Here is a 26,510-nt window from a genome sequence, read left to right on the forward strand (position 1 = left end):
TAATTTTTTGAATTCGATAGTCATGTACCTTAGACGTTAATGCCCCACAATTCACGCAGGAATGTTCTTTTACAGGCATCTCCACATAGAAACAATACTTACCCTCTACTATTTCTGTCTTCTTAATGATCACTTCTTCAAATCCAGGTAAAAATATGTTAGAATTCATCATGCACGTATCCCCACTCTATACTTGTTTCTCGACAATTCAAGTATAAATGAATGGGTGATATCGTGCTCTTTTTTTTGCACAGTAATTGTGTAATAACCCCAACAAATATTATAGAACCAAAAAACAGAACACCACCTAAGTATGTGTTCTGTTTAAGCGGGCAGGTCCGTTATAAATGGGATAATCCATTTATTGAGCGATCGACGCTCTCCAGTTTGAAAAATCTGGGTTGTCTTTTTGCACAAGCTCTTTTGGAAAGACAAACGTCCAAGGTTTCGTAGTGTTTGCTTTCACCTCAAAGTTTTCCAGCTTAAATCCGCCTTGAGCGACAAGTTCATTGGTCGCATCCTCAATCTTTAATGGAATTTGCTGAAGATTGATGTTCTTTTCATTGCCATTTCGAATGAGAATAGTTACGTGTAAATCGCCATTTTCATTAAATCTTGCCTGCAAACCCATGAAATTCACTTCACCATCTTTTGGCGGCTGTAAAGAATCGACAAGCTTCACAAGTTTATCCTTTTCCTCTTGCGGAAGGGCAGACTCCCAATTTGGATCTAAATCAAGAGCATGTTTTGCTTTCAATTCAAAAGCTAATGTCCAATTTTCTTTGCTAAATTCAGACTTTTTGATCGAGTTAGCAGGAAATAAAAATTTCCATGGTAAACTGCTCTTTCCAGGCAATTCCCCAATGCTGCTTAAGTCAAAGTTATGTCTTGCAATGATTTCATTTTTAGAATCTAACAGGATAAGTCCAATGTCTGAAAACCGTATTCCTTTATTTAAGCTATTGCGTACGAAAGCGGTCGCCTCAATCCCACCCTCCGCAAGGTTTAATTCGATTCCCGAAATGGAAAGCTGGTTTGCCTTTAGTGGAGGCAATTCATTATTTAAAAAACGAAGTACATAAGAATCCTCATTACTTAGTTTCCACGAAGGATGGACAAATAATTCTGTATGGATCTCTTCATCAACAGAATTTTCTTTTTCGTTCATCAGTTCATCGGAAGAAACACTACTATCTAAGCCTGTTCTTTTTACATCTTTTAGATCTTTTTTCTTAAAAATAGAAAGCATTTGCCATTCTCCTTTTAGAGTAAAGCTAGATTTGTTTACTTTGATTAAATTCTGGAACAATTCTTTGTGCTATTTGCAAAGCACTATCTTTTTGGATTTTGTGGAATGTATATGTGAATAATTCTAATCCTTCTTTTTGATACAGTCTCATTGGGTCCTCCTGCTGATAGTGCCGGAGTCCGATGCCTTCTTTTAATCGAGACATCGATTCAAGGTGCTGGATCCAATTATAATCTAACACGGCAATCATGGTTCCCTTTAACGCATCTTGGAAGGAGTCATCCTCTTTATAATTATCAATGATCTTTTCATACTTCTCAAGCGCTGTTGTGATACTTTCTTGAATCTCCTGCTTGCTAATGGACTCATTTCCTGCAAGTGAAATCTCTTCTCCAGCAATTAGGCTATTGATGGTTTGTGAGAGCTCGGAAAGATTCCATTCGTCAGCATCCAGCTCATCGATGCAAATTCGCTCCATCTCATGTTCTGCTGCTTCTTTAAGCATTGGAATGAAAATGGCGACCTGATTTTCTTCTTCAAGCATCCGGTTGCGCAGTGTATAAATAATTCTTCGTTGTTCATTAATAATGTCATCAAGCTTTAAGTTATACTCTCGCATCGAGAAATTGGCGCCTTCCACAATGCGCTGAACTCTTGTGACAAATTCATCAATTTTACTATTCAAGATCAAGCCATTATCATCAACTTTAAGACTCTTCTGCAGTTTTTCCAGATCATCTTTGGCGAAGCGTCTAAACATGTCATCCTCTAAGGAGATGAAGAACTGGCTTGAACCTGGATCACCTTGGCGTCCAGCTCTGCCTCGCAATTGGTTGTCAATTCTTCGGCTTTCATGCTTTTCTGTTCCAAGAACGTGAAGGCCGCCAAGTTCAGCAACACCCTCACCTAAAATAATGTCCGTACCGCGTCCGGCCATATTGGTAGCGATGGTTATATGACCACGCTGTCCAGAATTGGCAATGAGCTGTACCTCCTGCTCAACACTTTTCGCATTTAAAATCTCATATGGAAGCTTTGCCTTATCAAAATATTCGGCGACTTTCTCCGATTGTAAAATCGAAGTGGTGCCGACAAGTACCGGTTGTCCAGTTTTATGGCGCTTCTTTACTTCAGCGGTAACGGCCACATATTTCTCATGCGCAGTCTTGAACACCTTATCTTCTAAGTCCATTCGGATTTTCGGTTTGTTCGTTGGAATTTGACAAACGGACATTCCGTAAACCTGCTCAAATTCCTTTTCCTCCGTTTTCGCAGTTCCCGTCATACCAGATAGATTTGGATACATTCTGAAATAATTTTGAATCGTAATCGAAGCTTGCGTTTTGTTCTCTTCGGTAATTTCTAACCCTTCTTTGGCCTCAATCGCTTGATGCAGTCCATCACTTAAGGTTCTACCATCCATGACTCGGCCTGTAAACATATCGACAAGCATGATTTTTCCATCACGAATGATATAATCAACATCCAGCGTAAACATAACATGGGCGCGCACCGCTTGTATGACATAATGGTACAAGGTTTGATGCTCTAACTCGTATAAGTTATCAACGCCGAAAGCCTTCTCGACTTTTTCAATTCCTTCTTCCGTTAAGCTGGTTGCTTTTGTTTCTTCATCATAGTTATAATCAACATCCTTCACAAACCGTTTTGCTAAGCGTGCTGCAATATAATGCAGGTCTGTGCTCGAGGGCATTTTCCCAGCAATAATAAGAGGGGTCTTCGCTTCATCAATAAGGATACTATCGACTTCATCGATAATCGCATAATGATATGGCCGTTGAACCTTTTCTCTTACATCTCTCACCATATTATCCCGTAAATAATCAAACCCAAATTCTGTTCCGACACCATAAGTAATGTCAGCTTGGTAAGCAAGAACTTTTTCTTCAGGCTGCATCAGCGGGACATTGATTCCAACTGTTAATCCGAGAAATTCATGGATTTGTCCAATGATTTCACGATCACGTCTTACTAAGTATTCATTGACCGTTACAACGTGTACCCCTTTGCCTTCCAGTGCCCTTAAATAACTTGGAAGGGAGGCGACAAGGGTTTTTCCCTCACCAGTGGCCATTTCCGCTATATTGCCGTCAGAAAGGGCTAAGCCACCTACAAGCTGGACGTCAAAGTGGCGCATGCCAAGAACCCGTTTAGAGGCTTCGCGGACAGTTGCGAACGCATCGATTTTAATATCATCAAGGCTTGTTCCTTCATTTAATTGCTTTTTAAATTCAACCGTTTTATTTTTTAATTCTTCATCAGTTAGTGAAGCATAATGCTGTTCCAAGTCATTTATTTTTTCAACTATTTTGTAATATTTTTTTAATCTTTTTTCGTTTGTGTCTCCAAATGTATTTTTGAGAAACGTGATCATGTTTTACGCTCCTTCGTAGTCAATGGGTTTTCGTTTATTTGTTTAGCGAATGATTTGTTTTTTGGAAAAATGTAAACTATCCACAACTATTAATCTTATCAAATTAATAGTTCTATTACTACTTAGATTGTCAAACTAACAATATTTGCAACTTTTTTTGGCGAATTACGTCTAAATAAATGGGGGAAAAATGCGATTGATGAGATTTTGGAGTACATACAATTCTTTACATCTATTAAAAATGTCTGGAAAAAATCTTAAGTAAACATTATAATATTGAAATTGAAGCGTATGTATTGAGATTTTGCTGAAAAGCAGTAACCATTTTTAGTCTAAAAAAGAGAACTTGTTGATTTTAAAAAATAATTCATTGGTTATGCTAATGGTTGAGGAGGTACTTCATGTTATACCTTACCTTGTTAATATGTTTTATTACTTCGATAATTATAACACCGATCATTAAAAAATTCGCCTTGAAAATTGGCGCAGTTGACAAGCCTAACAATCGAAAAGTTCATCAAAAAATCATGCCCCGTTTTGGAGGCTTAGCGATATATATCACGTTTATTTTGGGAATTGTGATCTTGCGTCCACAGGATGAATACGCCCTTCCGATTATTTTAGGGAGTATCATTATTATCATCACAGGTATGCTTGATGATTTGTTCGAATTATCGGCAAAAGTGAAATTGATTGGTCAATTGCTTGCAGCTCTTACGGTTGTCCTTGGCGGTGTCAGTGTAGAATACATTAACTTGCCATTTGGCGGCACGCTTGAGTTCGGCATTTTTAGTATTCCCCTCACGATTTTATGGATTGTCGGGATTACGAACGCCATAAATTTAATTGATGGTTTAGACGGCTTAGCAGCGGGTGTCTCCTCCATCGCCTTAATCACGATCTCAGGGATGGCGGTTTTAAAAGGGGATCCTTTCGTTGTAGCTGTCGGCTTGGTTTTATTATTTAGCACACTAGGCTTTCTATTCTATAATTTCCATCCCGCAAAGATTTTTATGGGGGATACAGGAGCCTTATTTCTCGGCTACATGATCGCCGTTCTGTCCTTATTAGGATTTAAAAACGTCACGATGATTTCATTGATTATTCCGGTTATCATTTTGGGAGTGCCGATATCGGATACATTTTTTGCGATTATTAGACGTTTTGTGAATAAGCAGCCTTTATCAGCGCCAGATAAATCCCATTTGCACCATTGCCTACTAAGATTAGGTTATTCCCATCGCCAAACGGTGCTCATCATATATGCAATGGCAGCGATGTTTGGTCTTGCCGCAGTCATTTTTTCGCAAGCGACCATGTGGGGAGCGTTAGTTGTTATCGCTGTTTTAGTTTTAGTTATTGAAGTGTTTGTTGAAAAGATTGGCCTTGTTAACCATGATTATAAGCCATTGTTAAAAATGGTTAGTCAGAAGAAAAGCGAATAAATGTCAAGAAGCCTTGAATCTTATGATTCGAGGTTTTTTTGTAGTCAATTGATATGTTAAAATCCGAAATAAATTTCTCGGTTTTCAAAAGAGAGAGAATTTTCATGTATCAAATGATGGATAGTAGCATTTTTATTGGCAGGATGCTTTCAATAAAACACGATTGAAGCGAACAGTGAGGGAGAATAGTAAAAGGGTCAGCTGCTGACCGATTCCGAACCTCTTTGAGTTGGTGGAATGGAATTCACTGGAGACAAGTCGCTAACCTATGTAGCCAATTCTGAAATGGTCTGTTAGCCGAAACGGGGAGGGAATTTCAAAGGGAAGAAAGCTCTGAACTTACGGTAACCAATCATCCGCCATCCAAAGATGAAGCAGCGAGTTTGGAACACAGATTGAGTGGCACACAAGTACAGGGGGGAGTATACAGAGAGAATGGATTTACAAGTGGTCGTTAAATAAGACCGTTATAAAGGGTGTTCTAGTAGCTAGAACACCCCTCAACTTTGTTAATTTTGCGCAATATCCGGTCGTCCCAAATGGGTCTTTAAGATCCTTTTCGAGTCATCAAGAGAAAATTCATCCAGCTGATAATAGTACACTCCATCAATATAATCGTCTTCACCATCAAGGTTAATGGTATCGATATCTAGCTTTGTACCAGCTAGAGCATAGTCGATAAAGGCATTCATATCTTTAAATGTTAAATCCGTTGCTAAATTTTCTCCCACTGCTTCGATAATGTCAGCATATTTTGTAATTCCTTGCACTGACACAGCTTTATTAACGATTGCTTTAATAATTTCCTGCTGTCTTTTTCCACGTTCAATGTCGTTATCTTTTTTCCGCGTTCTTGCCAATGCAAGCGCCTCTTCACCGTCTAATTCCTGGAAGCCAGGTTCAAGATGAATCGCATTTCTTCTATCCTTCGAGTCCATTTCATTTATCGTATAGGGTACTTCCACGTCGATACCACCTAATGCGTCAACAACATCAATAAACGCATTAAAATTCATTTTGACATAATAATCAATAGGAATGTCAAATAATTCTTCAACGGTTTCAATCGTAGCGGCAGGCCCCCCGAAGGCATGGGCATGGGCAATTTTGTCTTCGTATCCTACCTCAGGAATGTAAACATAAGAATCGCGAGGGATGCTGACGAGCTTGACCGACTTTGCCTTTTCATTAAAGGTGGCAAGCATTAAAGCATCTGATCTTGAGCCGCTATTAAAGTTTCGAGTGTCGCTATCATCTACCCCGATAATGAGCATAGATGTGTTTTCAACCTTTGGGTCTACTTTGCTGCCGGAGGCTTCAGAGCGATCGATCGGCTGATAGGAATCATTCATAACGGAGTGCGCCTTGTTGAATAGGAAGGCACCGTAACTGGTTGCTCCTAATATAAGAACAAGAATAGGAGTTAATACCCATAGCGCAAGTCTCCTACGCTTCTTTTTCTTTTTAATAGCTTTATAGCTTTGTCTATTTACAGACATATTTACTCTCCTTAAGTAAGATTATTTGTTAGTTTATTCTATTTCTCATTGGACTAAATTACTATACATATAAATTTTATTTTACATTTTTTTTTGCATTCCGTAAAATACATTTTAAAATGGACGCTTCAGTGGTAGTTTATGAGGGAGAATGATCTTATTCTTTCAGCTCTTCTAAATACAATATTTCACCTTCACGAACTTTACATTGGCCGTTCGTTAGCTCCACCATCCATTCTTTAAAAGTGTCTGTTTGGCTTTCTTCGACATATGTTTCAATTTCTACTGCATCAAGGTAATGGATTTCTTTCACGTTATAAATGGACGATCTGAGCTCATTTTCAAGTTTGCCAAGCCAAGTGTAGTCGATATTTGTATGCATCACTTTCATGAGCTTTCGTTCCACGATTCCGGTCGCGTTAATTCCTTCAGATGTAGCCTTTCCGTATGCGCGAATAAGGCCGCCTGCTCCAAGCTTAATCCCGCCAAAGTAGCGGGTCACGACAACTACCGTATCCTTTAGCTTCCTCTTCTTTAGTACTTCCAAAATGGGTACCCCAGCGGTTCCGCTAGGCTCTCCGTCATCGTTCGCTTTCTGAATTTCATCATGCTCTCCAATTAAGTATGCTGAACAATTATGAGTAGCATTCCAATGTTCTTTTTTAATCGTTTGAATAAATTCCTGTGCTTCTTCTTCGGTTTCAGCTCTTGAAACATGAGCGATAAATCGGGATTTATCGATAATAATTTCATTTTCCCCATACCCTTTAACGGTTAAGTAGCTTGGGAGCATAAGACCACTCCTTATCTGGTTTGTATTGGAGTCTAAAACTGCATTTTCATTTTGATAATGGATCGGCATTGCGGTTCCGATTCATGTTCTTGCGGGACTTTTTAGCCGAACTAAAAGGCGTGTGAAATGAAGGTTTCACACGAAATGAGGCGAAACCCGTCAAATCAACTATATGGTTTAAAGAAGCTTACCATAAAAATTCGACATTTCTATTATAATTCGACAAGAGCCTCGGTTTCAAATTAACATCACTCTGTAACGAAACTTTAACAGTCCTGTCTTTTTGTCATGTTATAATGAAAAGAAATAAAAAAAGATATTTTAGAATAACATTAATTACGGTTCCTTTTTAATGGGTCATAAGAGCCTATTAGGAATGGGTCAAATGTCCTGTCTATTAATTCCTATTCTCCTTCTTTTTAACGATTTTTTACAGGTTTTCGAACATTTTCAAGTTAGAAAGATAGTAACTTTTAACAATTCAAGGTAAAATATTGTAAAATGATTTAAGAGTTGCTTTGTTTTTCTAATTGGAAAAATGGAGATATGTCTTTATTTTATGAATGAAACAAACATGAACAATGGATAAAGACATAGAATATTCGAAAAAAATTTTTAAAAATGTAAAGGGTTTTTGCTTCACTTGGAGGAATTAGTAGATGATTAAAAAATTTGATACAAAAACTCTTGATATGATTTTGGACAAGATGGTGGAAACCGTAGGTGATAGCAAAAATGAAATTTTTCGCATTGGCGAACAATGTAGAAGTGATTATGAATCATTAGTTGATGAATTAAAAGATGTGCGAAGAATGGTTGGCCAAATCATTGAAGAGGGAGATCAATTAGAAATCAAATCACGAGCAGCGAGAAAACATCTTTCGGAAGTGAGCATGCATTTTAAGGATTTCACTGAGGCTCAAGTAAGGGAAGCTTATGAGAAGGCCCATCAAATTCATAGGGATTTAACCTTGAATCGACAGACGGAAAAGCAGCTTCGGGATAGAAGAGATGATATTGAAAGACGGCTTGTCGGTCTGACGCGAACGATTGAACGAGCAGAACATCTTGTTTCTCAAATAACCGTCGTGATGAATTATTTGATGAGTGACTTAAAACAGGTTGGCGAGGCCCTGCAGGATGCGAAGCTGAAACAGGATTTTGGCTTAAAAATTATTGAGGCCCAGGAAGAAGAGCGGAAGAGACTTTCTCGTGAAATTCATGATGGACCCGCGCAAATGATGGCCAACGTCATGATGCGCTCTGACCTAATTGAAAGAATTTACAAGGAATACGGTGCCACTGAAGCGCTTGCTGAAGTGAAAAATCTCAAGACCATGGTCAGAAATGCCTTATATGAGGTTCGCCGCATCATTTACGACCTACGTCCAATGGCCCTTGACGACCTAGGTCTAGTTCCTACCCTCAAAAAATATTTACAGACGATCGAAGAGTATCATAGTACAACATCGATTTCTTATATAAATGTGGGGGAAGAAAAAAGACTACCGACAAAATACGAGGTGGCACTATTTCGCCTTATACAGGAGTCTGTGCAAAACGTTCTAAAGCATGCAAATGCAAAGGAAATTAAAGTAAAGCTAGAGATGGCTCAAGAACAGATTACGGTTTTAGTAAAGGATAATGGACAAGGTTTTAATATAGATGAAAGAAAAGATGAGTCCTTTGGAATTATCGGGATGAGGGAAAGAGTAGAGCTTTTAGGAGGCAAAATCTCGATTAATTCAAAAATAGGCAAAGGGACGACTGTTCTCATCAAGGTTCCATTACCAAAATAAGAGAGAGAAATAATTTGGGGAGGCGACACGCATGACTACGAAGATTATCATTATAGATGACCATCAATTATTTAGAGAAGGCGTTAAAAGAATTCTTGATTTTGAAAAAACATTTGAGGTTGTAGCAGAGGGGGATGACGGTACTGAAGCTATTTCTTTAGTAGAAGAGCATCAGCCTGATGTAGTCCTTATGGATATTAATATGCCAACTATTAATGGTGTGGAAGCAACACGTCAATTAGTTGAAAGATACCCATCAACCAAAGTGATCATTTTATCGATCCACGATGATGAAAGTTATGTTCAGCACGCATTAAAAACAGGTGCAACAGGCTATTTACTTAAGGAAATGGATGCAGACGCTCTGATTGAAGCGGTAAAGGTAGTCGCAGATGGCGGTTCCTACCTACATCCAAAAGTTACTCACAATCTTGTCAAAGAATACCGCCGCTTAGCGGTAGAGGCAGCAGGAGTAAGCAGCGGTTATCTCCAACAGGTTGAGATTCGTCGTCCGCTCCATCTGCTAACGCGTCGTGAGTGTGAAGTTCTTCAGCTTCTAGCAGACGGAAAAAGCAACCGCGGAATTGGTGAAGCGCTATTTATTAGTGAAAAAACAGTTAAAAACCACGTAAGTAATATCCTGCAAAAAATGAATGTTAACGACCGAACTCAAGCCGTTGTAGAAGCAATCAAAAACGGCTGGGTTGAAGTTAGATAACCACATAACCATGCTAAAAACGCCGCTTCGTCGGCGTTTTTTCTTTACGCAAAAATAATATTTTTCTCTCATCTCTATTTAAGACTCATATATATGAGCCTTCAGCTAGCTACGAAAAGGTAATCCATGACATTAGACCTTGTTATATTTTCAATAAATGGGATTAATTTCACTTGTTAACATATTTTGGTTATTTATCATGTGTATGTAAGGACTTCTAATGAAGTGGAGACGTTTAGTCATTGATGACTAATAGGTCGAAATGTATGAAGAAGATTAATAGACTTCTCTCCTTCGCTAGGTGCCTTTTCAATGGGAAAAAGCTGTGAGGTGAAATATAATGAAGGTATTAGATGCCGCAGAATTGCACGCGGGCGTCGAAGAGACGCTCAAGGGGCTAAGTCAGCTCAACGTGCAATTGGAGACGATTGAAAAAAACATCAAAGCTTTAATCGCTTTGGAAGACAGCTTCAAAGGGGATGGGGGCCATTCGATTCGCTCCTTTTACGAGGAAGCCCACCTGCCACTCTTGCGGTTTTGGCAAGACACGTTAGCGCAATATGAAACCGCCCTGAAGCAACTCATCTCCTCCTTGCGAGGCTTTGAACCGTCACCGCAGGGCTTCATCCGCCAAAGCTTTCTTGAACACGATGTCGAACAAGGCTTAAAGCAAGCCGAAACGATCACAAGAGATTTAACGGCAGAAGGCAACCGCATCATGGATTCAGTCAGCGATATCGTCGCCTTGCCAAGACTGAACGACAGCGCCTTTGTCCAGCAGGTGAAAACGGCGGAACAGCATGAACAAGAAACGCTCGAACGACTTCACGAATTCGACCGTCAAGGCTCGTACAGTTTGGAAGCAACCAGTCAAGACTTACATACATTACATCGCACGATCCAAGAAATCAGCACCCTCTTCGAAAGAAGAGAACTCGTTTTATCGCAATACCGTCCAAGTCAACTGGCGCTAAAACTAAGCATATTGCCCATCCCGAATCTCGAGCGATTCCTGTCCTACAGCCTTTCTTCCGTTCAAACTAACTTGGAAGAACAAGGACTAACGACCAATCCAGCCGCAACCGCTAACGATTCTGTACATGAAACGGAAGCGAATTGGAGAGGCTGGCTATCGGGTGGATTAGATTTCATTCCCGGCATTTCCAACATTAAATCGGGAATCGAAGCAATGACTGGCAAAGACTTTATTACGGGCAGAGACATCGGCCATCTCGAGCGAGGCGTCCTCTTAGCTGCCATCTTTGGCGGTCCGATCGCCAAAGGCGGAGTCAAAGTATTCAAATGGGGCGGCAAGCAGCTCGATAAGATCAAGCATGTCCTCAACCCTGATAGAGTGATAGAAACGGGTAAAGCGGTTCTGGCCAAAGTGAAACAAGGCTTTAACAGCCTTCGCAACACGGCCGCAGGACTGATGAAGAAAATCGCCGACACGCCGCTTCCAACCCCGCAATTCGCAATGGCCGGCGGCGCCAAAATGCCACAAGCCACCATCGGCGATGCCGTCAACAGTGCCAAAAACTCCGTTATGAACTTTGCGCAGAAGGTGAAGGATGGGGTTGGGAAGGGTATAGATAAAACTAGACCATCTTGGAGACAGTCTGAAATTGATGTAGGAAAAGAATACCCTGGATATCGTGACCAGGTATCATATAAGGAAGGTAATGAAGTAAGTCATGGCACTAAGAATAGTTCAAGACCAGATTTCTATATCGATGGTCACAGCATAGAGGTTAAGAATTATAATGTGACTACATCTTCTGGTAGAAGTAACTTAATAAGAAATGTGTCAAAGCAAATAAATAAGCGGGTAAGTGATTTACCTGAACAAACAAAGCAATCTGTTATTATTGATGTTAGGGGACAAAATATCTCAAGGGATGTTTTAAGAGACATTAAACAAAAAATAAATGAAAGAACAAATGATGTAGCAGAAATAATTTTTATAATGGATTAGAGGTGAAAGTTAGATGGCGGTAGGAATATTAGTAGATAGTTTTTATTACGAATTAGGTCATAGCGATTTTGTACATTCATTTTTTTCAACAATCTCCTATCATTTAGAAAAAGAAGGATGGGGTACAAAATATCCTTTAATGATGAATGAGTTATATAATGACAAACTAAACTGGAATGATGTTTCTGTTGTAAAAGCTAATTTAATTGAAATTGAACAGGAATTATCAAAATACTCGCCGGAACAAGTTATATGGGATATTGATGACTTATCACAAAAACCACCGTGGGGGGATAAAATAAGTCCAAAAGTAACTAGTCTAGCGAATTATTTTGCAACAACTGATGGGAAAACATTTTTTGAAGTACTACGTACAGCAATTGATGTAGCAGAAGAAGATAAATGTGATTTAAAAATACACAAACTATAAAATTTCTTAACCATGGGGCACTATCCCATGTTTTTATACGATACTGAGTTCCGAATAAAACAATTATTATTCAGATAATGACTTAAACTTTGTAAGCCATATACGATGTTTTAACTAATTTCAAAGAGTTTTTGACTTAAAGGAACAGTATTCTTTATGGTCTTTGACCAAAATAGCAGAACGATTGAATGAAGAAGGACATCGAACGAAACAAGGAAAGTTGTTTAGCAAAGTTCAAGTAAAGCGAATATTGGATAGAAGGCACTTCTATTCAGGCAAGTATCAATATGGTGACATACTAAAAGAGCTCCATTACATCCTTATAAAGGAAAGTTAAACCCATTTTATCCAATGGATGAGACAACTAGAGGAGCGTTTCAAAAAGTAGATTCTATTAATTATTGGAAAATACGAGGAGAAGAAGCTTTAGGAGGAAGAGCATATTGCCTGAGAGACTAGATGAAGTTCTAGGAGAAGAAATATATAAACGTGAAGATAGCAATCTAGTACAGGATGCTTTAATAAGGCTAGGTGTAAACGTATCGGATACTTTTCACGAATTTTTTATCCAGTATGCAGGACCTTTTTGGGAAGAGCATGTACCCTTTGAATTACTAGATATAGCAGATGAAGAAAACAATATTGAATCATACACACTCATTTCTAGAAAAGAACATGGTTTTCCGAAGCAATATCTGGTTTCAAGTGAGATGTCAGCAAATGCTGTATTAGACTGGATACTGTAACAGATAAAGTTTATATAGTTAATTTTGAGGGTGGAGATGAACTACTTATTAAAGGTGAGTTAAAGGAAAGTTGGTCATCGTTTTTTGATTTCTTGAAGGCATATTTTAATTATTAATTATGGTCCAATTAAAGTTAATTAAGAGAAACTTAAAACCTTGATTGGCTAATATGCCTTCAAGGTTTTTTGACTTTAAGACCTTTATGGTTAAAATAATATCACTTTTGAATCAAAAACTCATGATGGTTAGCAAACTTACGAGAATAGTTGCAGTGACATATAAAAAAATACAACCACACTTACTGCTTGGTTTATATTTGCATACGAGAATGACAAAGCAAGTAAAGCTAAAGGGGCAACATACAAACACATAAAGTTAGTAATAAAAAGGAAAGATGTGTGAGCAACATAAACAATGCTTAAATGAAATTCAGAGCTCATGAAGGTAGTACCATCATGGAGTATTGTATATTTCGATTTTGTGAGAAGTACGATAAATAGGCGAGATAACCTTTTACAAGGTAGGAGGACTTGATGACTACAATACGGCAGAGATTTTTTATGAGTTTTTATCACAAAGAAGCATGGGAAGAAGATTTTTAAGATATTATAAATGAGATTAAAGAAAATCAAGAACTCTTGATAGTAATACCACCAAGAGTTCTTGTAATGAGATTTTGTTTATAAAAGATTGCATATAATTAGGCGAGATGCATTTTTAATCTAATAAAGTTTTTTATGTAGCTAACTATAAAGCACTTGATTGCTATTAGGTAACAGGTGTTTTTTGTTTATTAATGATATATTTATGCTCTGGATAACATGAATGATGCTTTACTGAAATTCATAGGATGTCGAACAAGGCTTAAAGCAAGCCGAAACGATCACAAGAGAGCTAACGGCAGAAGGCAACAGCATTATGGATTCGGTCAGCAATATCGTCGCCTTGCCAAGACTGAACGACAGCGCCTTTGTCCAGCAGGTGAAAACGGCGGAACAGCATGAACAAGAAACGCTCGAACGACTTCACGAATTCGACCGTCAAGGCTCGTACAGCTTGGAAGCAATCAGCCAAGACTTACATACATTACATCGCACGATCCAAGAAATCAGCACCCTCTTCCAAAGAAGAGAACTCGTTTTATCGCAATACCGTCCAAGTCAACTGGCGCTAAAACTAAGCATATTGCCCATCCCGAATCTCGAGCGATTCCTGTCCTACAGCCTTTCTTCCGTTCAATCCAATCTGGAAGAACAAGGACTAACGACTAATCCAGCCGCAACCGCTAACGATTCTGTACATGAAACGGAAGCGAATTGGAGAGGCTGGCTATCGGGTGGATTAGATTTCATTCCCGGCATTTCCAACATTAAATCGGGAATCGAAGCAATGACTGGCAAAGACTTTATTACGGGCAGAGACATCGGCCATCTCGAACGAGGCGTCCTCTTAGCTGCCATCTTTGGCGGTCCGATCGCCAAAGGCGGAGTCAAAGTATTCAAATGGGGCGGCAAGCAGCTCGATAAGATCAAGCATGTCCTCAACCCAGATAAAGTGATGGAAACGGGTAAAGCGGTTCTGGCCAAAGTGAAACAAGGCTTTAACAGCCTTCGCAACACGGCCGCAGGACTGATGAAGAAAATTGCCGACACGCCGCTCCCAACCCCGCAATTCGCGATGGCCGGCGGCGCCAAAATGCCACAAGCCACCATCGGCGATGCCGTCAACAGTGCCAAGAACTCCGTCATGAACTTTGCGCAGAAGGTGAAGGATGGGGTTGGGAAGGGTGCGGGGAATCGTTCAGCTAGGGAAAGTGATGTTAAAACATTAGTGGGAAGAGGAGAACAGTATACAAACGGAAGGAAAAATCGATTAAAGCCTGATATTAGGTATAAAACTGGAGAGTATAACTACTTCTATGAAACAGATAGTGCAGGTAGGATTGTAAAGTTCGAAACAGAAAATTTACAATTAACAACGAGAACAGATAGACTGTCACACAGTAAAAATACACCTGGTAAAATAAAAGGTCAGGACCACGCCGGACATTTGGCAGGCGATAGGTTTGGAGGCTCACCTAAAATTGATAATTTGGTTTCACAATTGTCTGAGGTTAATTTGAAGCAATATAAGAAAATTGAAGATGAATGGGCTGCAGCTTTAAAGGAAACCCCTCCAAAAGAAGTAACAATTAATCTAGAAGTAATATACTCTGGGAATAATGTAAGGCCGGAAAAATTCATAGTAAAATACACAATTGATGGTGAGTTGTTCTCTGAAGTCCTTTTAAACTAATCTGAGGAGTGAAAACTAAATGAATACTTTTGAAGATAGATTTAGTGAATTGCAAGCTGATATGATATCCATATGTATGGAGTATATAGAAGAGAGAGCGGATAAAGTATATGTTTACGCTTCGTGTGAGGAAAGTGTTATATCGAGCAAGTTTTTTTATTTAATTAATAATAAGTATGTGAAGCCTCATAAAGTGAATGATGCATTGGCGAATGGGGATGAAAGATACAATGTATCTTCGGAACGCCAGTTTATGGTATTAGATATTTTAAATGAAGATATTGAAAAAATTAAAGAATTATGTTTGGATTATGAAAAAGACATGCCTACTGAAATGAAGTTAATATATGATGTTAAGAGTGGCAAATTCAAAGCTGAATACAAGTATGATTTAGTTTATACTAATCATGAGACTAAAACTGCTCGTCAGATTGCTGATGAGTGGTTTGATGAGATACAAAATAAAAAACTTTAAGGTTTGACAAAGTGTGTGAAAAGAAAAAATTAGAATTAAAAACGTTACTATAAACATATACCTTGATTGCCTAAATGCCTTTCAAGGTTTTTTATTTAAATCAAGACCATTTGGTAGGCATTGACAAACCATATTTACTACTGATTTACACTTAACATGATAATGACAAATCTCTTGGTGATAAAGGAGAACATGCACTGGTACATAGGTGAATCCGAATATAAAAGAATTCATGAATATGGCAATATGCATTTTGGAATGAGAAGAATGGCTGTGGGATTTAAGGTGAAATATTACTGGTATCAAGTCGGGAATGGAGATTTCTTACACTCTTTTTTCTACAATAAGCTATCACTTACAATAGCTTTTCTTATTAAATGGACTCTATAATGAGAAACTTGAGAATAAAAATATTAATAATGCTATAAATGAATTAGAAGCAATTAAAAAGAAATTACAGAAGTTTACCCCATCACAAGTAATAGGGTGCATTGATGACTTATCTAAAAGTCCGCCTTGCGGTGATAATATTAGTAAGGATATAACAAGCTTATCTAATTCTAATTATTTTATAACAAGTGAAGGTGAAGACTTAATAGACAGGTTAATGAAAGCATTAGAGAAGGGACAAAAAACGAACTCTGATGTTTATATAGAAAGCATATAAATCATAATCTTCCATTTATGACCTTGAAATTATTCAAGGTCATTTTTTAGGTTTATAATATGGCTATAATTTATATTTGGGTTATCATACAATTCAATGTGAAAAAAAAGAGTATGATATCACCTATTCTTTTTATACTCGAATTGTCGAGATGCAAAGCTGAAATTAGGTCAATAATCCTCGATTTTCAGCCTATTTATGTTAAGAAAATGAAAAGTCACGATAAATTAATGAACAAATTGTTAAATATTGGTGTTAATAGTTTACATGTTCGATAAAAATAGGTAATAATGGTATATAGGACATAAGACTAAAGGAGGATTCTAGCATGACTTCTTTACGAATACTCTCAGATTATCAATTAAAAATGGTTTTCTACAAAGCGATCGAGAAAAATCTAGAGAAGGATTTTATCGAACTACTAAATATTGAATTGAAAAACAGAGGAATAGATGTAAGTTAACCGTGTACTTTTTGCCTTTCCGTGTAAAGGGATTATTTAAATTAATGCAATTTCATTCATTTTCATATAAAATGGATACTAAACATATAGTAAGAAGCAGGTTTTTTTCTACTAGATAATTGTTTTTAACCTCCTAATTCCATCCAGAAGTGTGCTTGGCCGTTTAAGCTTCGTAGAGTTCAAAACAAATTCGGCTTACCAGCTTAACATTTCCATACTGCGTTTTTTTTCAAAAAAAGTAAATTAGGAAGTAGACTTAACAACTATCTATGTGGAAAAGCCTAGGACAAAATGAATAAGGATGGTATCCCATTTATGAAAACGGCAGTTGTAACGGATAGTACTGCGTACATCCCGAAGGAATTGCGCGAACAGCTAAATATCCATATGATTCCCTTGAGTGTAAATTTCGGAAACGAAACGTATAAAGAAGAGATTGAGATTCAAACAGATGACTTTTATGAAGAAGTAAAAACAAAAGAACTTCCTACAACATCTCAGCCTGCGATCGGGGAATTTGTTACGCTATTTGAACAGCTGGCGAAGGACTATGATACTGTGATAAGCATTCATCTTTCCAGCGGAATTAGTGGAACATTCCAAGGAGCAGTAGCGGCAGGAGAAATGGTAGAAGGAATTGATGTCCATGCTTTTGATTCTGAAATCAGTTGCATGGTTCAAGGTTTCTATGTCATTGAAGCTGCTGAAATGGCCAAGGCTGGTAAAAGCCATGAGGAAATCCTCGCACGACTAGAGGAAATGAAACAATCAATCCGCGCTTATTTTATGGTTGATGATCTTAGCCATTTGCAGCGAGGTGGACGTCTTTCTAGTGCTCAAGCGATCATCGGCAGCCTGTTGCAAGTCAAACCGCTTCTTCATTTCGAAAATAAATTGATCGTTCCATTCGAAAAGATCCGTACTCGGAAGCGAGCGATGAAGCGAATGGTCGAACTTCTTGAAGAAGATGCTAAAAGCGGAGATGCTTACAAAGCGGTCATCATCCACGCTAAACGTGAGGATGAAGCAAATGAATGGAAGGCCGAGCTAGAAGCGAAGTTACCGAATGTTGAGTTCTCTCTTAGTTATTTTGGACCGGTCATTGGAACTCATCTTGGCGAAGGATCTATGGGACTCGGCTGGGTGAAAAAATAAGCAGGTTCATTGCAAGTGATCAATCGTTTGAACAAACGCCATTCATATGAATATTGAGTGGCGTTTGTCATTTATAACGAGCCGGAGCGTGATGTGCTTGTTGTTTGAATTCCGGAAAAAGCAGCACTGATTCCGGAAAAATTGACGATAATTCCGGAAAAAAAGCAACTAATCCCGGAAAAACGACCACCAATTCCGGAAAACAACCAAATCAATCTAATATAGAGAGGTGTTTTCATGCGATTTGCCATTCTTGACAAAACGCTGGTTCCAGAGCCGCTGCTTTCAGAACCTCAAACCACGCAAACGATCGCCGATCTTGGCGAAATTCCCCAACCTTCTCGAAACCTGCATTTTCAGTATTGTAATGACGTACGAAAAAGACTCATTGGAAAACAACTACTCCTTGATGAAATCCCCCATACTTTAGATGAAATCCATCAACATTATGAACAGGGATATATTACTTTGCGAAAAGGAATTGTTTTTGAAAAAGGAACTCCCCGCTGTCAGAGGTGTGGTAATCAAAAACCCCATTTATTTTCCAGCTTTCCATGCTCAAGATGTCGGGAGCTGTGCACTTATTGTCGGAAATGCATTATGATGGGCAGAGTCAGTACGTGTACACCTCTCTATAGCTGGAGTGACTCTGAGTGTCAAAGCGCGAGGGAAACTGCCAACTTGGTTTGGAATGGAACGCTTTCGTTCGGACAGCAAGTTGCCTCAGACGAAGTGGTGAAAGCCATTTCTACAAATGATGACATATTAGTTTGGGCCGTTTGTGGAGCAGGAAAAACTGAGCTGCTGTTTGAAGGGATGCGCTATGCATTATCGCTTCAGAAAAGAGTTTGTATCGCAACCCCACGCACCGATGTCGTTCAGGAATTAACCCCGCGCCTTCAGGCGGTATTTCCCCAGATAGAGGTAGCCTCTTTATATGCAGGCTCACCAGACCGCCACAAATATTCCCCCTTAACGATTTCAACCACTCATCAGCTCTTTCGTTTTTATCAGGCCTTTGATGTCATTATTGTGGATGAAGTAGACGCTTTTCCCTATTCGGTAGATGAAACCTTACAATACGCCGTCCAGAATGCTCGAAAAGAACGGTCCTCAATGATTTATCTCTCTGCAACACCCAATCAACAATGGCAAAAGGATTGTCGCCAAGGAAAAAGGAATTTTGTGACAATTCCGGCTCGTTATCATCGTAAGCCTTTACCGGTTCCAGAACTTAAGTGGTGCGGGAATTGGGACAAGAAGTTGAAGCAGAATAAGCTTCCGTCCAATGTAATAAAATGGTTAAAAATTCGCTTAGATATGGAAAAACAGGCTCTCCTTTTTATACCCAAAATCGAGTTAATCCCGAAGTTTTTGGCGATTTTACAGAAGCTTGATTCGCGAATTGAGGCAGTGCATGCGGCAGATCCTGAGCGCAAAGCAAAGGTTCGATCCATGCGACAAAAAGACATTCCCATTCTCGTCACCACGACAATTTTAGAAAGAGGGGTGACTTTTCCCAATTTGGATGTAGCTGTTCTCGGTTCAGAGGAGCAAATTTTCACAGCTAGTGCTCTCGTACAAATTGCAGGACGAGTTGGGAGGAGTGCGCAATTTCCTACGGGGAATATAACTTTTTTTCATTTTGGACGAACAGAAGCGATGCTTCAAGCCAGAAAGCAGATTCAAAATATGAATGCGGAAGCGGCAAAGAAAGGGATGATCGACATTGAGTGAATATTGCCTTTTTTGTCATGAGGAATTGGTTGAGCATATTAGCTGGTCAACCTTTTTTACAAAAAGAGAAGAGAAATTACTTTGCTCCACTTGTCAGGAGCAATTGGAGGAAATAACGGGGAAAAGATGTGATATCTGCAGCCGATCTTTAGAGAGCATAGATGCTCAATATGTAGTGGGCGCTCGTTGTTCCGACTGTGTTCGCTGGGAGAGTGATTCAGAATGGCAGGGATATTTAGCAGGAAATCTCTCCATCTATTTATATAATGATTTCTTAAAGGAAATCATTAGTCAGTATAAATTCCGGGGCGATTATCTATTAGCTAAAGTGTTTGCTCAAAAGCTTAAAACCTCCATTCGTATGCTGCATGCTGATTATCTTGTTCCGATTCCATTGAGCACAGAGCGCCAATTCGAGCGCGGTTTTAATCAAGCAGAAGCCCTCCTGCGCGAAGCCGGCCTCCATTCAACCCATTTACTGCAAAGAACCCATGGTGAAAAGCAATCGAAAAAGTCGCGTGAAGACAGGATTCACCTCCCGCAAATTTTTCAGCTAACTGATTCGTTCGTGATAAGTGGCAAACGGATTCTCCTCATCGACGACATTTACACGACCGGCTCAACATTAAGGCATGCTGCGAAGCTCCTTAGGAAGGCAGGAGCGGACTATGTGTTTGCACTGACCTTGGCCCGGAGTTAGAGTTGCTCTTTGTTGCGAAAGAGCGATATATTTTGATAAGGACCGATAAAATGAAACAAAGACCGATATATTTTGATAAGGACCGATAAAATGAAACAAAGACCGATATATTTCATTTAAGACCGATATCGCCCACAAAAGCAGAGAAATTTTAGTCGAGAACAAGCAGCTCAGTGCCAGTATTCGACGATTTCCATCAAATGTCTCTAATTTTTCATATTCTTCCACAGATCTTCACGCTATAATGGTAGCAAAAGGATGTAAACTTTTTAGGGGGAGCAAAAAATGGATCAATTAGCGAACTGTCCAAAATGCGGAGAAATCTTTGTTAAAAATAAATTTCGTGATATTTGCCAAGCTTGCTGGCAGGAGGAAGAAGCGGCATATGAAAAGGTGTATCAGTTTATTCGTAAACGAGAAAATCGCATGGCCACGATGCATCAGGTTGAAGAAGGCACAGGGGTGGAAGAAGCGCTAATTCTCAAATTCATCAAAACAGGGCGTTTAAAACTGGCACAATTTCCGAATCTTGGCTACCCATGTGACAGATGTGGGAAATTGATTCAAAAAGGCAAGCTTTGTAACGCGTGCACAGAGACATTGAAAAAAGAACTGGATCTTCATAATATGGAAGAAGAACGTAAAAAAGAATTAGAAAAACGAGAAAAACAAATAACTTATTTTACTTTAGATGAAAAGAAATGAGAATCCGTATGCTGATGCATGCGGGTTTTTTGATCTGTAAAAAGCTAGCCACTCAAAAAAATAGTAGTGTAAACAAAACATTCCAATTAATATGTTTGCAACTTAACCGATATTAGAATTAGAAGTTTGTACGGGGAGTGGCATAAATGCAAATCACCAATCAAGGGCTGACTAATACAGCAAGTATAGATCTTTCATTTGATGTTAAAAAAGATGAAATTTACTCTGCACAAATTAAACAACGAATTTCAGATAAAGAAGCTGTTCTGCAAATAAGAGGGAAGGAATTTGTCGCTGAATTTGAAGGGAAGGTACCAGCTGGAGAGCGAGCAACGGTTCAAGTCACCAGTCATCAAGAAGATAAGCTGAATGTGAAGGCGATTCAAAGTGAGGCATCTAAATCATCGAACTTGAAGGCACCAGAACTTTCTGCAGTATTGCAAAAGGTAGGATTAACTTCAAAGGATGCCCCGGAGTTAAGAGAAGCAGCGAGATTATTGTTAGATAAGGGATATCCGCTATCAAAAGAAGTAGTTTCTGAGCTGAAGACCTTTTTTGAAAAAGGGCAAGGCTCGTTTGAAACAAAAAGTGATACAGTCAGAGCACTAGTGAATAAGGGCTTGGAGGTTACTCAAACGCATCTCCGATCTATCCATGAAGCGCTGCACGGAAAGCCATTAAATGAAGTGCTGACAAATCTGGCAAAGGAACTGAATCTTGATACTTCTGGTAAAAGAGAACAGGCTGTTTTTTCCAATGTGAAAGAAGGAGCCATAACAGCTAAGGCAGCAGAGAGCGTGGTCAAAGCCCCTCTTTCCAACGAAAAAGCCTATAATCAAACAGCAGTTCGAGAGATTGTCAGCCAAATTCGCTCTATTTTAGAAAAAGAGGCAGATCCGCAAAAAGCAATTCAGGCTGTAAAAACGGTGATTGCCAATAACGCAAAAATAGATAGAGAAGTGGTTAATGAGATTAACAAGGTCATTTCAGATGCGGAAAAACTCCAATCTATCGGCAAGGATCGTTTAGTTCAGACTTTAAATCGTTCTGAAGCCGAAATGGTCGCTCCAAAAGCGGTTGCAGTGGATAATAGGGCTGAACAAAGCCGACCTGTTACAAATGCAAGTTTAAGTGATGTTGTTAGAGAGCTGCGAAATCAAGTCAGCTCCAATCCGAATTTGCAAAAATCAATTGAAAAAGTTCAAACGGAATTGTTAAACAATCGCAATCTTTCGGCAGATGCTGCTGGAAAAATTGCCAAAGCAATTACGGAGGCTACAGTGTTAATGCAGCAGGGGCGGATTACGACAGGGAAGGAAGTGCTCAGCTCCGCATTGGCAAGCGTGGAACATGACGCCATTGACTTAAAACCTTCTGAAGTCATTCGCCAAGCACGAGAATCGGTGCAACAGGAACCGCGCCTGCAAAAAACGATTGAGCAAGTGCGCGAACAGGTGGTCCAAAATCCGAAGATCGATCGTGAAATAGCGCAAAAGGTCGAGCGTGCTTTGCAGGAGGCAAGCCAGCTGCAAAGGTCAGGTCAGGAGTCGGCAGGAAGAGAGCGAATTGTTCAAGCACTGAGCAGTGCTGAAGCGGAATCAGTATCAAGAGAAGGGCAGCGAAGTGAGGCACCGGCACCAGTAAGGCAAGGTTCTCAGGAAACGGCACAGCCAGAAGCAAGAAGCAGAGTGAATACAAGCGCAGACCAGCGCCCGACAGAAGTCATTCGCCAAGCGCGAGAAACGGTGCAACAGGAACCGCGCTTACAAAGAGCGATTGAGCAAGTGCGTGAACAGGTAGTCCAAAATCCGAAAATCGATCGTGAAATAGCGCAAAAGGTCGAGCGTGCCTTGCAGGAAGCAAGCCAGCTGCAAAGGTCAGGTCAGGAGTTGGCAGGAAGAGAGCGAATCGTTCAAGCGTTGAGCAGTGCTGAAGTAGAAACGGCACAGCCAGAAGCAAGAAGCAGAGCGAATACAGGCGCAGACCAGCGTCCGGCAGAAGTCATTCGCCAAGCGCGAGAAACGGTGCAACAGGAACCGCGCCTGCAAAGAGCGATTGAGCAAGTGCGTGAACAGGTAGTCCAAAATCCGAAAATCGATCGTGAAATAGCGCAAAAGGTCGAGCGTGCTTTGCAGGAGGCAAGCCAGCTGCAAAGGTCAGGTCAGGAGTCGGCAGGAAGAGAGCGAATCGTTCAAGCGCTGAGCAGTGCTGAAGCGGAATCAGTATCAAGAGAAGGGCAGCGAAGTGAGGCACCGGCACCAGTAAGGCAAGGTTCTCAGGAAACGGCACAGCCAGAAGCAAGAAGCAGAGCGAATACAAGCGCGGACCAGCGTTCGGCAGAAGTCATTCGCCAAGCACGAGAATCGGTGCAACAGGAACCGCGCCTGCAAAAAACGATTGAGCAAGTGCGCGAACAGGTGGTCCAAAATCCGAAGATCGATCGTGAAATAGCGCAAAAGATCGAACGGGCCTTGCAGGAAGCGAGTCAGCTGCAAAGAGCAGGTCAGGAATCGGCGGGAAGAGAACGAATCGTTCAGGCGCTCAGCAGTGCTGAAGCAGAAACGGCAGCAAGAGAAACGCAGCGAAATGAGGCACCGGCACCGGTAAGGCAAGGTTCACAGGAAACTGTGCAACCAGATTCCCGCCGCATGGAATCACAGCTCAACCATTCTTCTAATGCAAAAACGGTGCAGACACAGCAAGGGGCCGCTTCTCAAACCGTTGAATTAAAGGAAACGATTAAGCAAGTACGTGAGCAGCTTCAAGCGGGTCAAGATGTAAAAAAGGTCCTTCAGGAACAGGTGCTAAAATCTCCAAGCATTGATCCGGATATTGCCAGAAATATCGAAAAGGCGTTGAATCAAGCAGACCAGCTTAGCGAGGCGGGGCGTGAACGGTTAACGAAGCTATTGCTGCAATTAGAGGCAAATGCTTTAAAGTCGCAGCCGCAAACCGCTCAAGCTGGCCAGCAAGCAAATCAGAATATTCAACAAACTGAATCGCAGAGCGGTGGAGAAATGAAGCCCGTGCTAATACCGAAGCTGCCAAGCGAAACCGTGCAGCAGGCTTTAAAGCAATTCCACAATGAACCGGATGTGGACAAGGCTTTGAATCTAGTCAGAAAAGAAATATCTAGCAATCCAAATATAGATGTCAAAAATATCGCAAAAATTGAAGAGGCGCTAGAACGGGCACAACAATTGAATGATCGAGGGCGGGAAATTGCCTCAAGGCAGCATGTAGCCAATGAATTAACCCAAATCCAGAAGTCCCTTTCTCTGTCAGAACCGAAAGTGGATCCAACGCAAGGGATGAACAGCCAATATGACGTCAATGAGCTCCTTCAATCCATGCAAGTTCAATCTAAAGATATTTTAGTTACAAGGGTTACACAAAAGCTCGCCGAAGCGACGCATGAATTCAGGGAATTAAAAAGAGAGATTACGAGAAATTTGGATAGTGTCCAGCGCACGATTGACACTTTTAAAGGAAGTGCACAGCCGCAAGCGAGCAAAATGCTGGAGACTGCTATTAGCAAACTGGATAATGCGATTTTAAAAAGCGATTTAATGTTATTTACGGACATGAAAACAGAAAGGCAGCTTTTGCAGGCAAGCTCCCAATTAGCTGATGCGAAAAAACTTTTGGCAAAAGGCAATTTCTCTGAAGCTTCGAAAATTGTCGGACAAGTGAAAGAATTGATTGATAAATTAAATTTCAAGCCTTCAGAACAAAAGATCATGCATTTTGTCAGCAAGGAAAGCCTTGCGATGGACAATCGCCATGCCCCTTTAGAGGCAGGAGCAAGAGGCTTCTCTTTACAGGAGCCGTCAGGAAGGCAAATGTTCGAAATGGTTCGCTCGCTTGGGCTAAACCATGATAGTGATTTAGCAAACTCGCTTGTGTTTAAAAATGGCGAGCACAACCAGCAGGAGCAGCAAAATAATATGAAGGCTGCTTTAATGAAACTTCAGCAAGAAGAAGCTAACCCTCGTGTGGCCCAGCAAGCGGAACAAGCACTGAACAATTTGACAGGCCAGCAGTTATTAAGTAAGGCAGATTCGCCTGGTACGATGCAAAACATGCTCTTTAACCTGCCGTTGCTGCTTGGAGGAAAGCCGGAAAACTTACAGGTCTTTGTCAACTCTAAAAACGAAGGCCAGCAGGTCGATTGGGAAAACTGCAATCTCTATTTCCTTATCGAAACGAAGAAGCTAGGTGATGTCGGAATCATGCTTTCGGCGACCGAACGGAATTTAACGATTACGATTAAAAATGATAAACCAGGTTTTAAAGAAAAAATGGAGCCGTTAGCGAATATGGCAAAGGATAAGCTAAATGAAATTGGCTATAACGTCAATGCCCTTCATTTCACGAGAATGACACCGATTAAAACTCAAAGTCAACCTGATCAAACGATTGAACAAAAACCGCAAAAACCTATTTTTACAGAGAAGGGAATGGATTTTAGAATATGATGGTATCGTCTGCTTTCTATAATCAAAAAAGACGCAAAGAAATGAATGGCCCTTCTGCTGCTGTTATTAAATATGACGAGGGTTCTAATCAGGCACCAACCATTGTTGCACAAGGAAAGGGGCAGGTTGCGCAGCAAATTATTGAACTGGCCAAAAGGAATCATGTTCATATGCAAGAGGATTCAACATTAGTGGCCAATTTATTGGATATGGACTTGGGGGACAATGTTCCCCCGCAATTATATTCAGTCATGGCCGAAATTTTACTATTAATCGAGGAAATGGAAAAAAATTATTAAACACTTTTCGACTTTTTCCGATAAATAAGTTAGATAACCAATTGGAGGTGTACAACAGGTGACTGAAATCTTTACAGAATCAGCTATTCACCAAAAATCACCACAGGAAATAACCGCGCTCTTATACGAAGGGTGTATGACAAACTTAGAAGAAGCCATTGATTTTATTAATAGCAAAGATTATGTCTTAGCGAATCGAAAGCTCCAAAACGCGAATGATATCCTTCAACGTCTTGGTGCTGGACTCAATTATGATGCTGGCATCATCGCTGACCAATTAGATGTACTTTATAACTATATGGCAGATAAGATTGTTGAAGCGAATTTAAATAAAGATGTCAAGATTATTAAAGAAGTTCTTCATTCATTGGAAGAAATCTCAGCTGCCTGGAATCAGGCAATGAAAAATAAAACAGCTGACCCAGCAGCAGGCATTCGAAAGAAAGCTTCTGCTTATGAAAAAAGTGTTTTAACTGAAGAATATTAA

At 40.0% G+C, this 26,510-nt stretch carries 20 protein-coding genes and 3 pseudogenes; 19 read left to right on the forward strand and 4 right to left on the reverse strand.

The window, feature by feature from the left end:
• Positions 1-361: 361 nt before the first annotated feature.
• Together PZE06_RS06345 and secA2 are read right to left on the reverse strand one after the other, a co-directional pair.
• Positions 362-1,249, reverse strand: coding sequence for an accessory Sec system S-layer assembly protein (locus tag PZE06_RS06345; protein ID WP_150914838.1), 888 nt, complete (start codon positions 1,247-1,249; stop codon positions 362-364).
• A 25-nt stretch (positions 1,250-1,274) separates the two neighbouring features.
• Positions 1,275-3,644 carry an accessory Sec system translocase SecA2 gene (gene secA2, locus PZE06_RS06350; RefSeq protein WP_150914839.1) on the reverse strand — a complete coding sequence of 790 codons (2,370 nt, stop codon included), beginning with the start codon at positions 3,642-3,644 and terminating at the stop codon, positions 1,275-1,277.
• A gap of 401 nt (positions 3,645-4,045) precedes the next feature.
• On the opposite strand from secA2, the gene PZE06_RS06355 reads away from it, so the two are divergent.
• A complete protein-coding gene (locus PZE06_RS06355) occupies positions 4,046-5,089 on the forward strand; it encodes a glycosyltransferase family 4 protein (RefSeq protein ID WP_150914840.1) in 1,044 nt (347 codons plus the stop codon).
• Positions 5,090-5,598: 509 nt separating this feature from the next.
• Here the strand turns inward: PZE06_RS06355 and PZE06_RS06360 are convergent.
• Positions 5,599-6,588, reverse strand: coding sequence for an LCP family protein (locus tag PZE06_RS06360; protein WP_137743519.1), 990 nt, complete (start codon positions 6,586-6,588; stop codon positions 5,599-5,601).
• Between the two features lie 157 nt (positions 6,589-6,745).
• Entirely contained in the window at positions 6,746-7,381 is a 636-nt protein-coding gene (locus tag PZE06_RS06365) for a YigZ family protein (protein ID WP_150914841.1), read from the reverse strand.
• Between the two features lie 659 nt (positions 7,382-8,040).
• Between PZE06_RS06365 and PZE06_RS06370 the strand changes: the two genes are divergently transcribed.
• The 18 genes and pseudogenes from PZE06_RS06370 (at position 8,041) to fliS (ending at position 26,510) form a co-directional block, all read left to right on the forward strand.
• Positions 8,041-9,180, forward strand: a complete 1,140-nt coding sequence (locus PZE06_RS06370) for a sensor histidine kinase (protein WP_150914842.1) — start codon at positions 8,041-8,043, stop codon at positions 9,178-9,180.
• Between the two features lie 31 nt (positions 9,181-9,211).
• Entirely contained in the window at positions 9,212-9,898 is a 687-nt protein-coding gene (locus tag PZE06_RS06375) for a response regulator (RefSeq protein ID WP_095311905.1), read from the forward strand.
• Between the two features lie 340 nt (positions 9,899-10,238).
• Complete coding sequence (locus tag PZE06_RS06380) at positions 10,239-11,873, forward strand: T7SS effector LXG polymorphic toxin (RefSeq protein WP_150914843.1); 1,635 nt, start codon at positions 10,239-10,241, stop codon at positions 11,871-11,873.
• Between the two features lie 13 nt (positions 11,874-11,886).
• On the forward strand, positions 11,887-12,303 hold the full coding sequence (locus PZE06_RS06385) for an immunity 70 family protein (protein ID WP_150914844.1): 417 nt from the start codon (positions 11,887-11,889) through the stop codon (positions 12,301-12,303).
• A gap of 121 nt (positions 12,304-12,424) precedes the next feature.
• Positions 12,425-12,640, forward strand: a pseudogene (locus tag PZE06_RS06390) (recombinase family protein); the annotation flags it as partial.
• Between the two features lie 103 nt (positions 12,641-12,743).
• Positions 12,744-13,165, forward strand: a pseudogene (locus PZE06_RS06395) (SMI1/KNR4 family protein).
• A 745-nt stretch (positions 13,166-13,910) separates the two neighbouring features.
• Positions 13,911-14,168, forward strand: a pseudogene (locus PZE06_RS30065) (T7SS effector LXG polymorphic toxin); the annotation flags it as partial.
• Between the two features lie 66 nt (positions 14,169-14,234).
• Positions 14,235-15,344, forward strand: a complete 1,110-nt coding sequence (locus PZE06_RS30070; RefSeq protein ID WP_369011849.1) for a DNA/RNA non-specific endonuclease — start codon at positions 14,235-14,237, stop codon at positions 15,342-15,344.
• Positions 15,345-15,363: 19 nt separating this feature from the next.
• Positions 15,364-15,819, forward strand: coding sequence for an immunity protein YezG family protein (locus PZE06_RS06410; RefSeq protein ID WP_150914846.1), 456 nt, complete (start codon positions 15,364-15,366; stop codon positions 15,817-15,819).
• A 424-nt stretch (positions 15,820-16,243) separates the two neighbouring features.
• A complete protein-coding gene (locus tag PZE06_RS29505; RefSeq protein ID WP_309145445.1) occupies positions 16,244-16,486 on the forward strand; it encodes an Imm70 family immunity protein in 243 nt (80 codons plus the stop codon).
• Positions 16,487-16,814: 328 nt separating this feature from the next.
• The gene (gene sda / locus PZE06_RS06420) at positions 16,815-16,949 is read left to right on the forward strand and encodes a sporulation histidine kinase inhibitor Sda (protein ID WP_150914847.1); all 135 of its coding nucleotides are present in this window, start codon (positions 16,815-16,817) and stop codon (positions 16,947-16,949) included.
• A gap of 315 nt (positions 16,950-17,264) precedes the next feature.
• Complete coding sequence (locus PZE06_RS06425; protein WP_150914848.1) at positions 17,265-18,104, forward strand: DegV family protein; 840 nt, start codon at positions 17,265-17,267, stop codon at positions 18,102-18,104.
• 237 nt (positions 18,105-18,341) lie between these two features.
• Entirely contained in the window at positions 18,342-19,841 is a 1,500-nt protein-coding gene (locus PZE06_RS06430) for an ATP-dependent helicase ComFA (protein WP_150914849.1), read from the forward strand.
• Complete coding sequence (locus PZE06_RS06435; protein ID WP_150914850.1) at positions 19,834-20,541, forward strand: ComFC family protein; 708 nt, start codon at positions 19,834-19,836, stop codon at positions 20,539-20,541. The genes PZE06_RS06430 and PZE06_RS06435 overlap by 8 nt, the downstream gene beginning before the upstream one ends.
• Positions 20,542-20,826: 285 nt before the next feature.
• A complete protein-coding gene (locus tag PZE06_RS06440; protein ID WP_137743525.1) occupies positions 20,827-21,246 on the forward strand; it encodes a TIGR03826 family flagellar region protein in 420 nt (139 codons plus the stop codon).
• A 146-nt stretch (positions 21,247-21,392) separates the two neighbouring features.
• Complete coding sequence (locus PZE06_RS06445; protein WP_150914851.1) at positions 21,393-25,724, forward strand: coiled-coil domain-containing protein; 4,332 nt, start codon at positions 21,393-21,395, stop codon at positions 25,722-25,724.
• The gene (locus PZE06_RS06450) at positions 25,724-26,023 is read left to right on the forward strand and encodes an EscU/YscU/HrcU family type III secretion system export apparatus switch protein (protein WP_137743579.1); all 300 of its coding nucleotides are present in this window, start codon (positions 25,724-25,726) and stop codon (positions 26,021-26,023) included. The genes PZE06_RS06445 and PZE06_RS06450 overlap by 1 nt, the downstream gene beginning before the upstream one ends.
• Positions 26,024-26,081: 58 nt before the next feature.
• On the forward strand, positions 26,082-26,510 hold the full coding sequence (fliS, locus tag PZE06_RS06455; RefSeq protein WP_137743527.1) for a flagellar export chaperone FliS: 429 nt from the start codon (positions 26,082-26,084) through the stop codon (positions 26,508-26,510).

It is taken from the genome of Robertmurraya sp. DFI.2.37 (assembly GCF_029211245.1).
GTDB classification, from domain to species: domain Bacteria; phylum Bacillota; class Bacilli; order Bacillales; family Cytobacillaceae; genus Robertmurraya; species Robertmurraya methanolica_A.

Coding starts and splice junctions, on each gene's coding strand:
- PZE06_RS06375 (WP_095311905.1), top strand. CDS start 9,212: ATGACTACGAAGATTATCATTATAGATGACCATCAATTATTTAGAGAA.
- PZE06_RS06430 (WP_150914849.1), top strand. CDS start 18,342: ATGCGATTTGCCATTCTTGACAAAACGCTGGTTCCAGAGCCGCTGCTT.
- secA2 (WP_150914839.1), bottom strand. CDS start 3,644: ATGATCACGTTTCTCAAAAATACATTTGGAGACACAAACGAAAAAAGA.
- PZE06_RS06440 (WP_137743525.1), top strand. CDS start 20,827: ATGGATCAATTAGCGAACTGTCCAAAATGCGGAGAAATCTTTGTTAAA.
- PZE06_RS06380 (WP_150914843.1), top strand. CDS start 10,239: ATGAAGGTATTAGATGCCGCAGAATTGCACGCGGGCGTCGAAGAGACG.
- PZE06_RS06370 (WP_150914842.1), top strand. CDS start 8,041: ATGATTAAAAAATTTGATACAAAAACTCTTGATATGATTTTGGACAAG.
- PZE06_RS06355 (WP_150914840.1), top strand. CDS start 4,046: ATGTTATACCTTACCTTGTTAATATGTTTTATTACTTCGATAATTATA.
- PZE06_RS06425 (WP_150914848.1), top strand. CDS start 17,265: ATGAAAACGGCAGTTGTAACGGATAGTACTGCGTACATCCCGAAGGAA.
- PZE06_RS06360 (WP_137743519.1), bottom strand. CDS start 6,588: ATGTCTGTAAATAGACAAAGCTATAAAGCTATTAAAAAGAAAAAGAAG.
- PZE06_RS06345 (WP_150914838.1), bottom strand. CDS start 1,249: ATGCTTTCTATTTTTAAGAAAAAAGATCTAAAAGATGTAAAAAGAACA.
- sda (WP_150914847.1), top strand. CDS start 16,815: ATGACTTCTTTACGAATACTCTCAGATTATCAATTAAAAATGGTTTTC.
- PZE06_RS06450 (WP_137743579.1), top strand. CDS start 25,724: ATGGTATCGTCTGCTTTCTATAATCAAAAAAGACGCAAAGAAATGAAT.
- PZE06_RS06445 (WP_150914851.1), top strand. CDS start 21,393: ATGCAAATCACCAATCAAGGGCTGACTAATACAGCAAGTATAGATCTT.
- PZE06_RS06410 (WP_150914846.1), top strand. CDS start 15,364: ATGAATACTTTTGAAGATAGATTTAGTGAATTGCAAGCTGATATGATA.
- PZE06_RS06385 (WP_150914844.1), top strand. CDS start 11,887: ATGGCGGTAGGAATATTAGTAGATAGTTTTTATTACGAATTAGGTCAT.
- PZE06_RS06365 (WP_150914841.1), bottom strand. CDS start 7,381: ATGCTCCCAAGCTACTTAACCGTTAAAGGGTATGGGGAAAATGAAATT.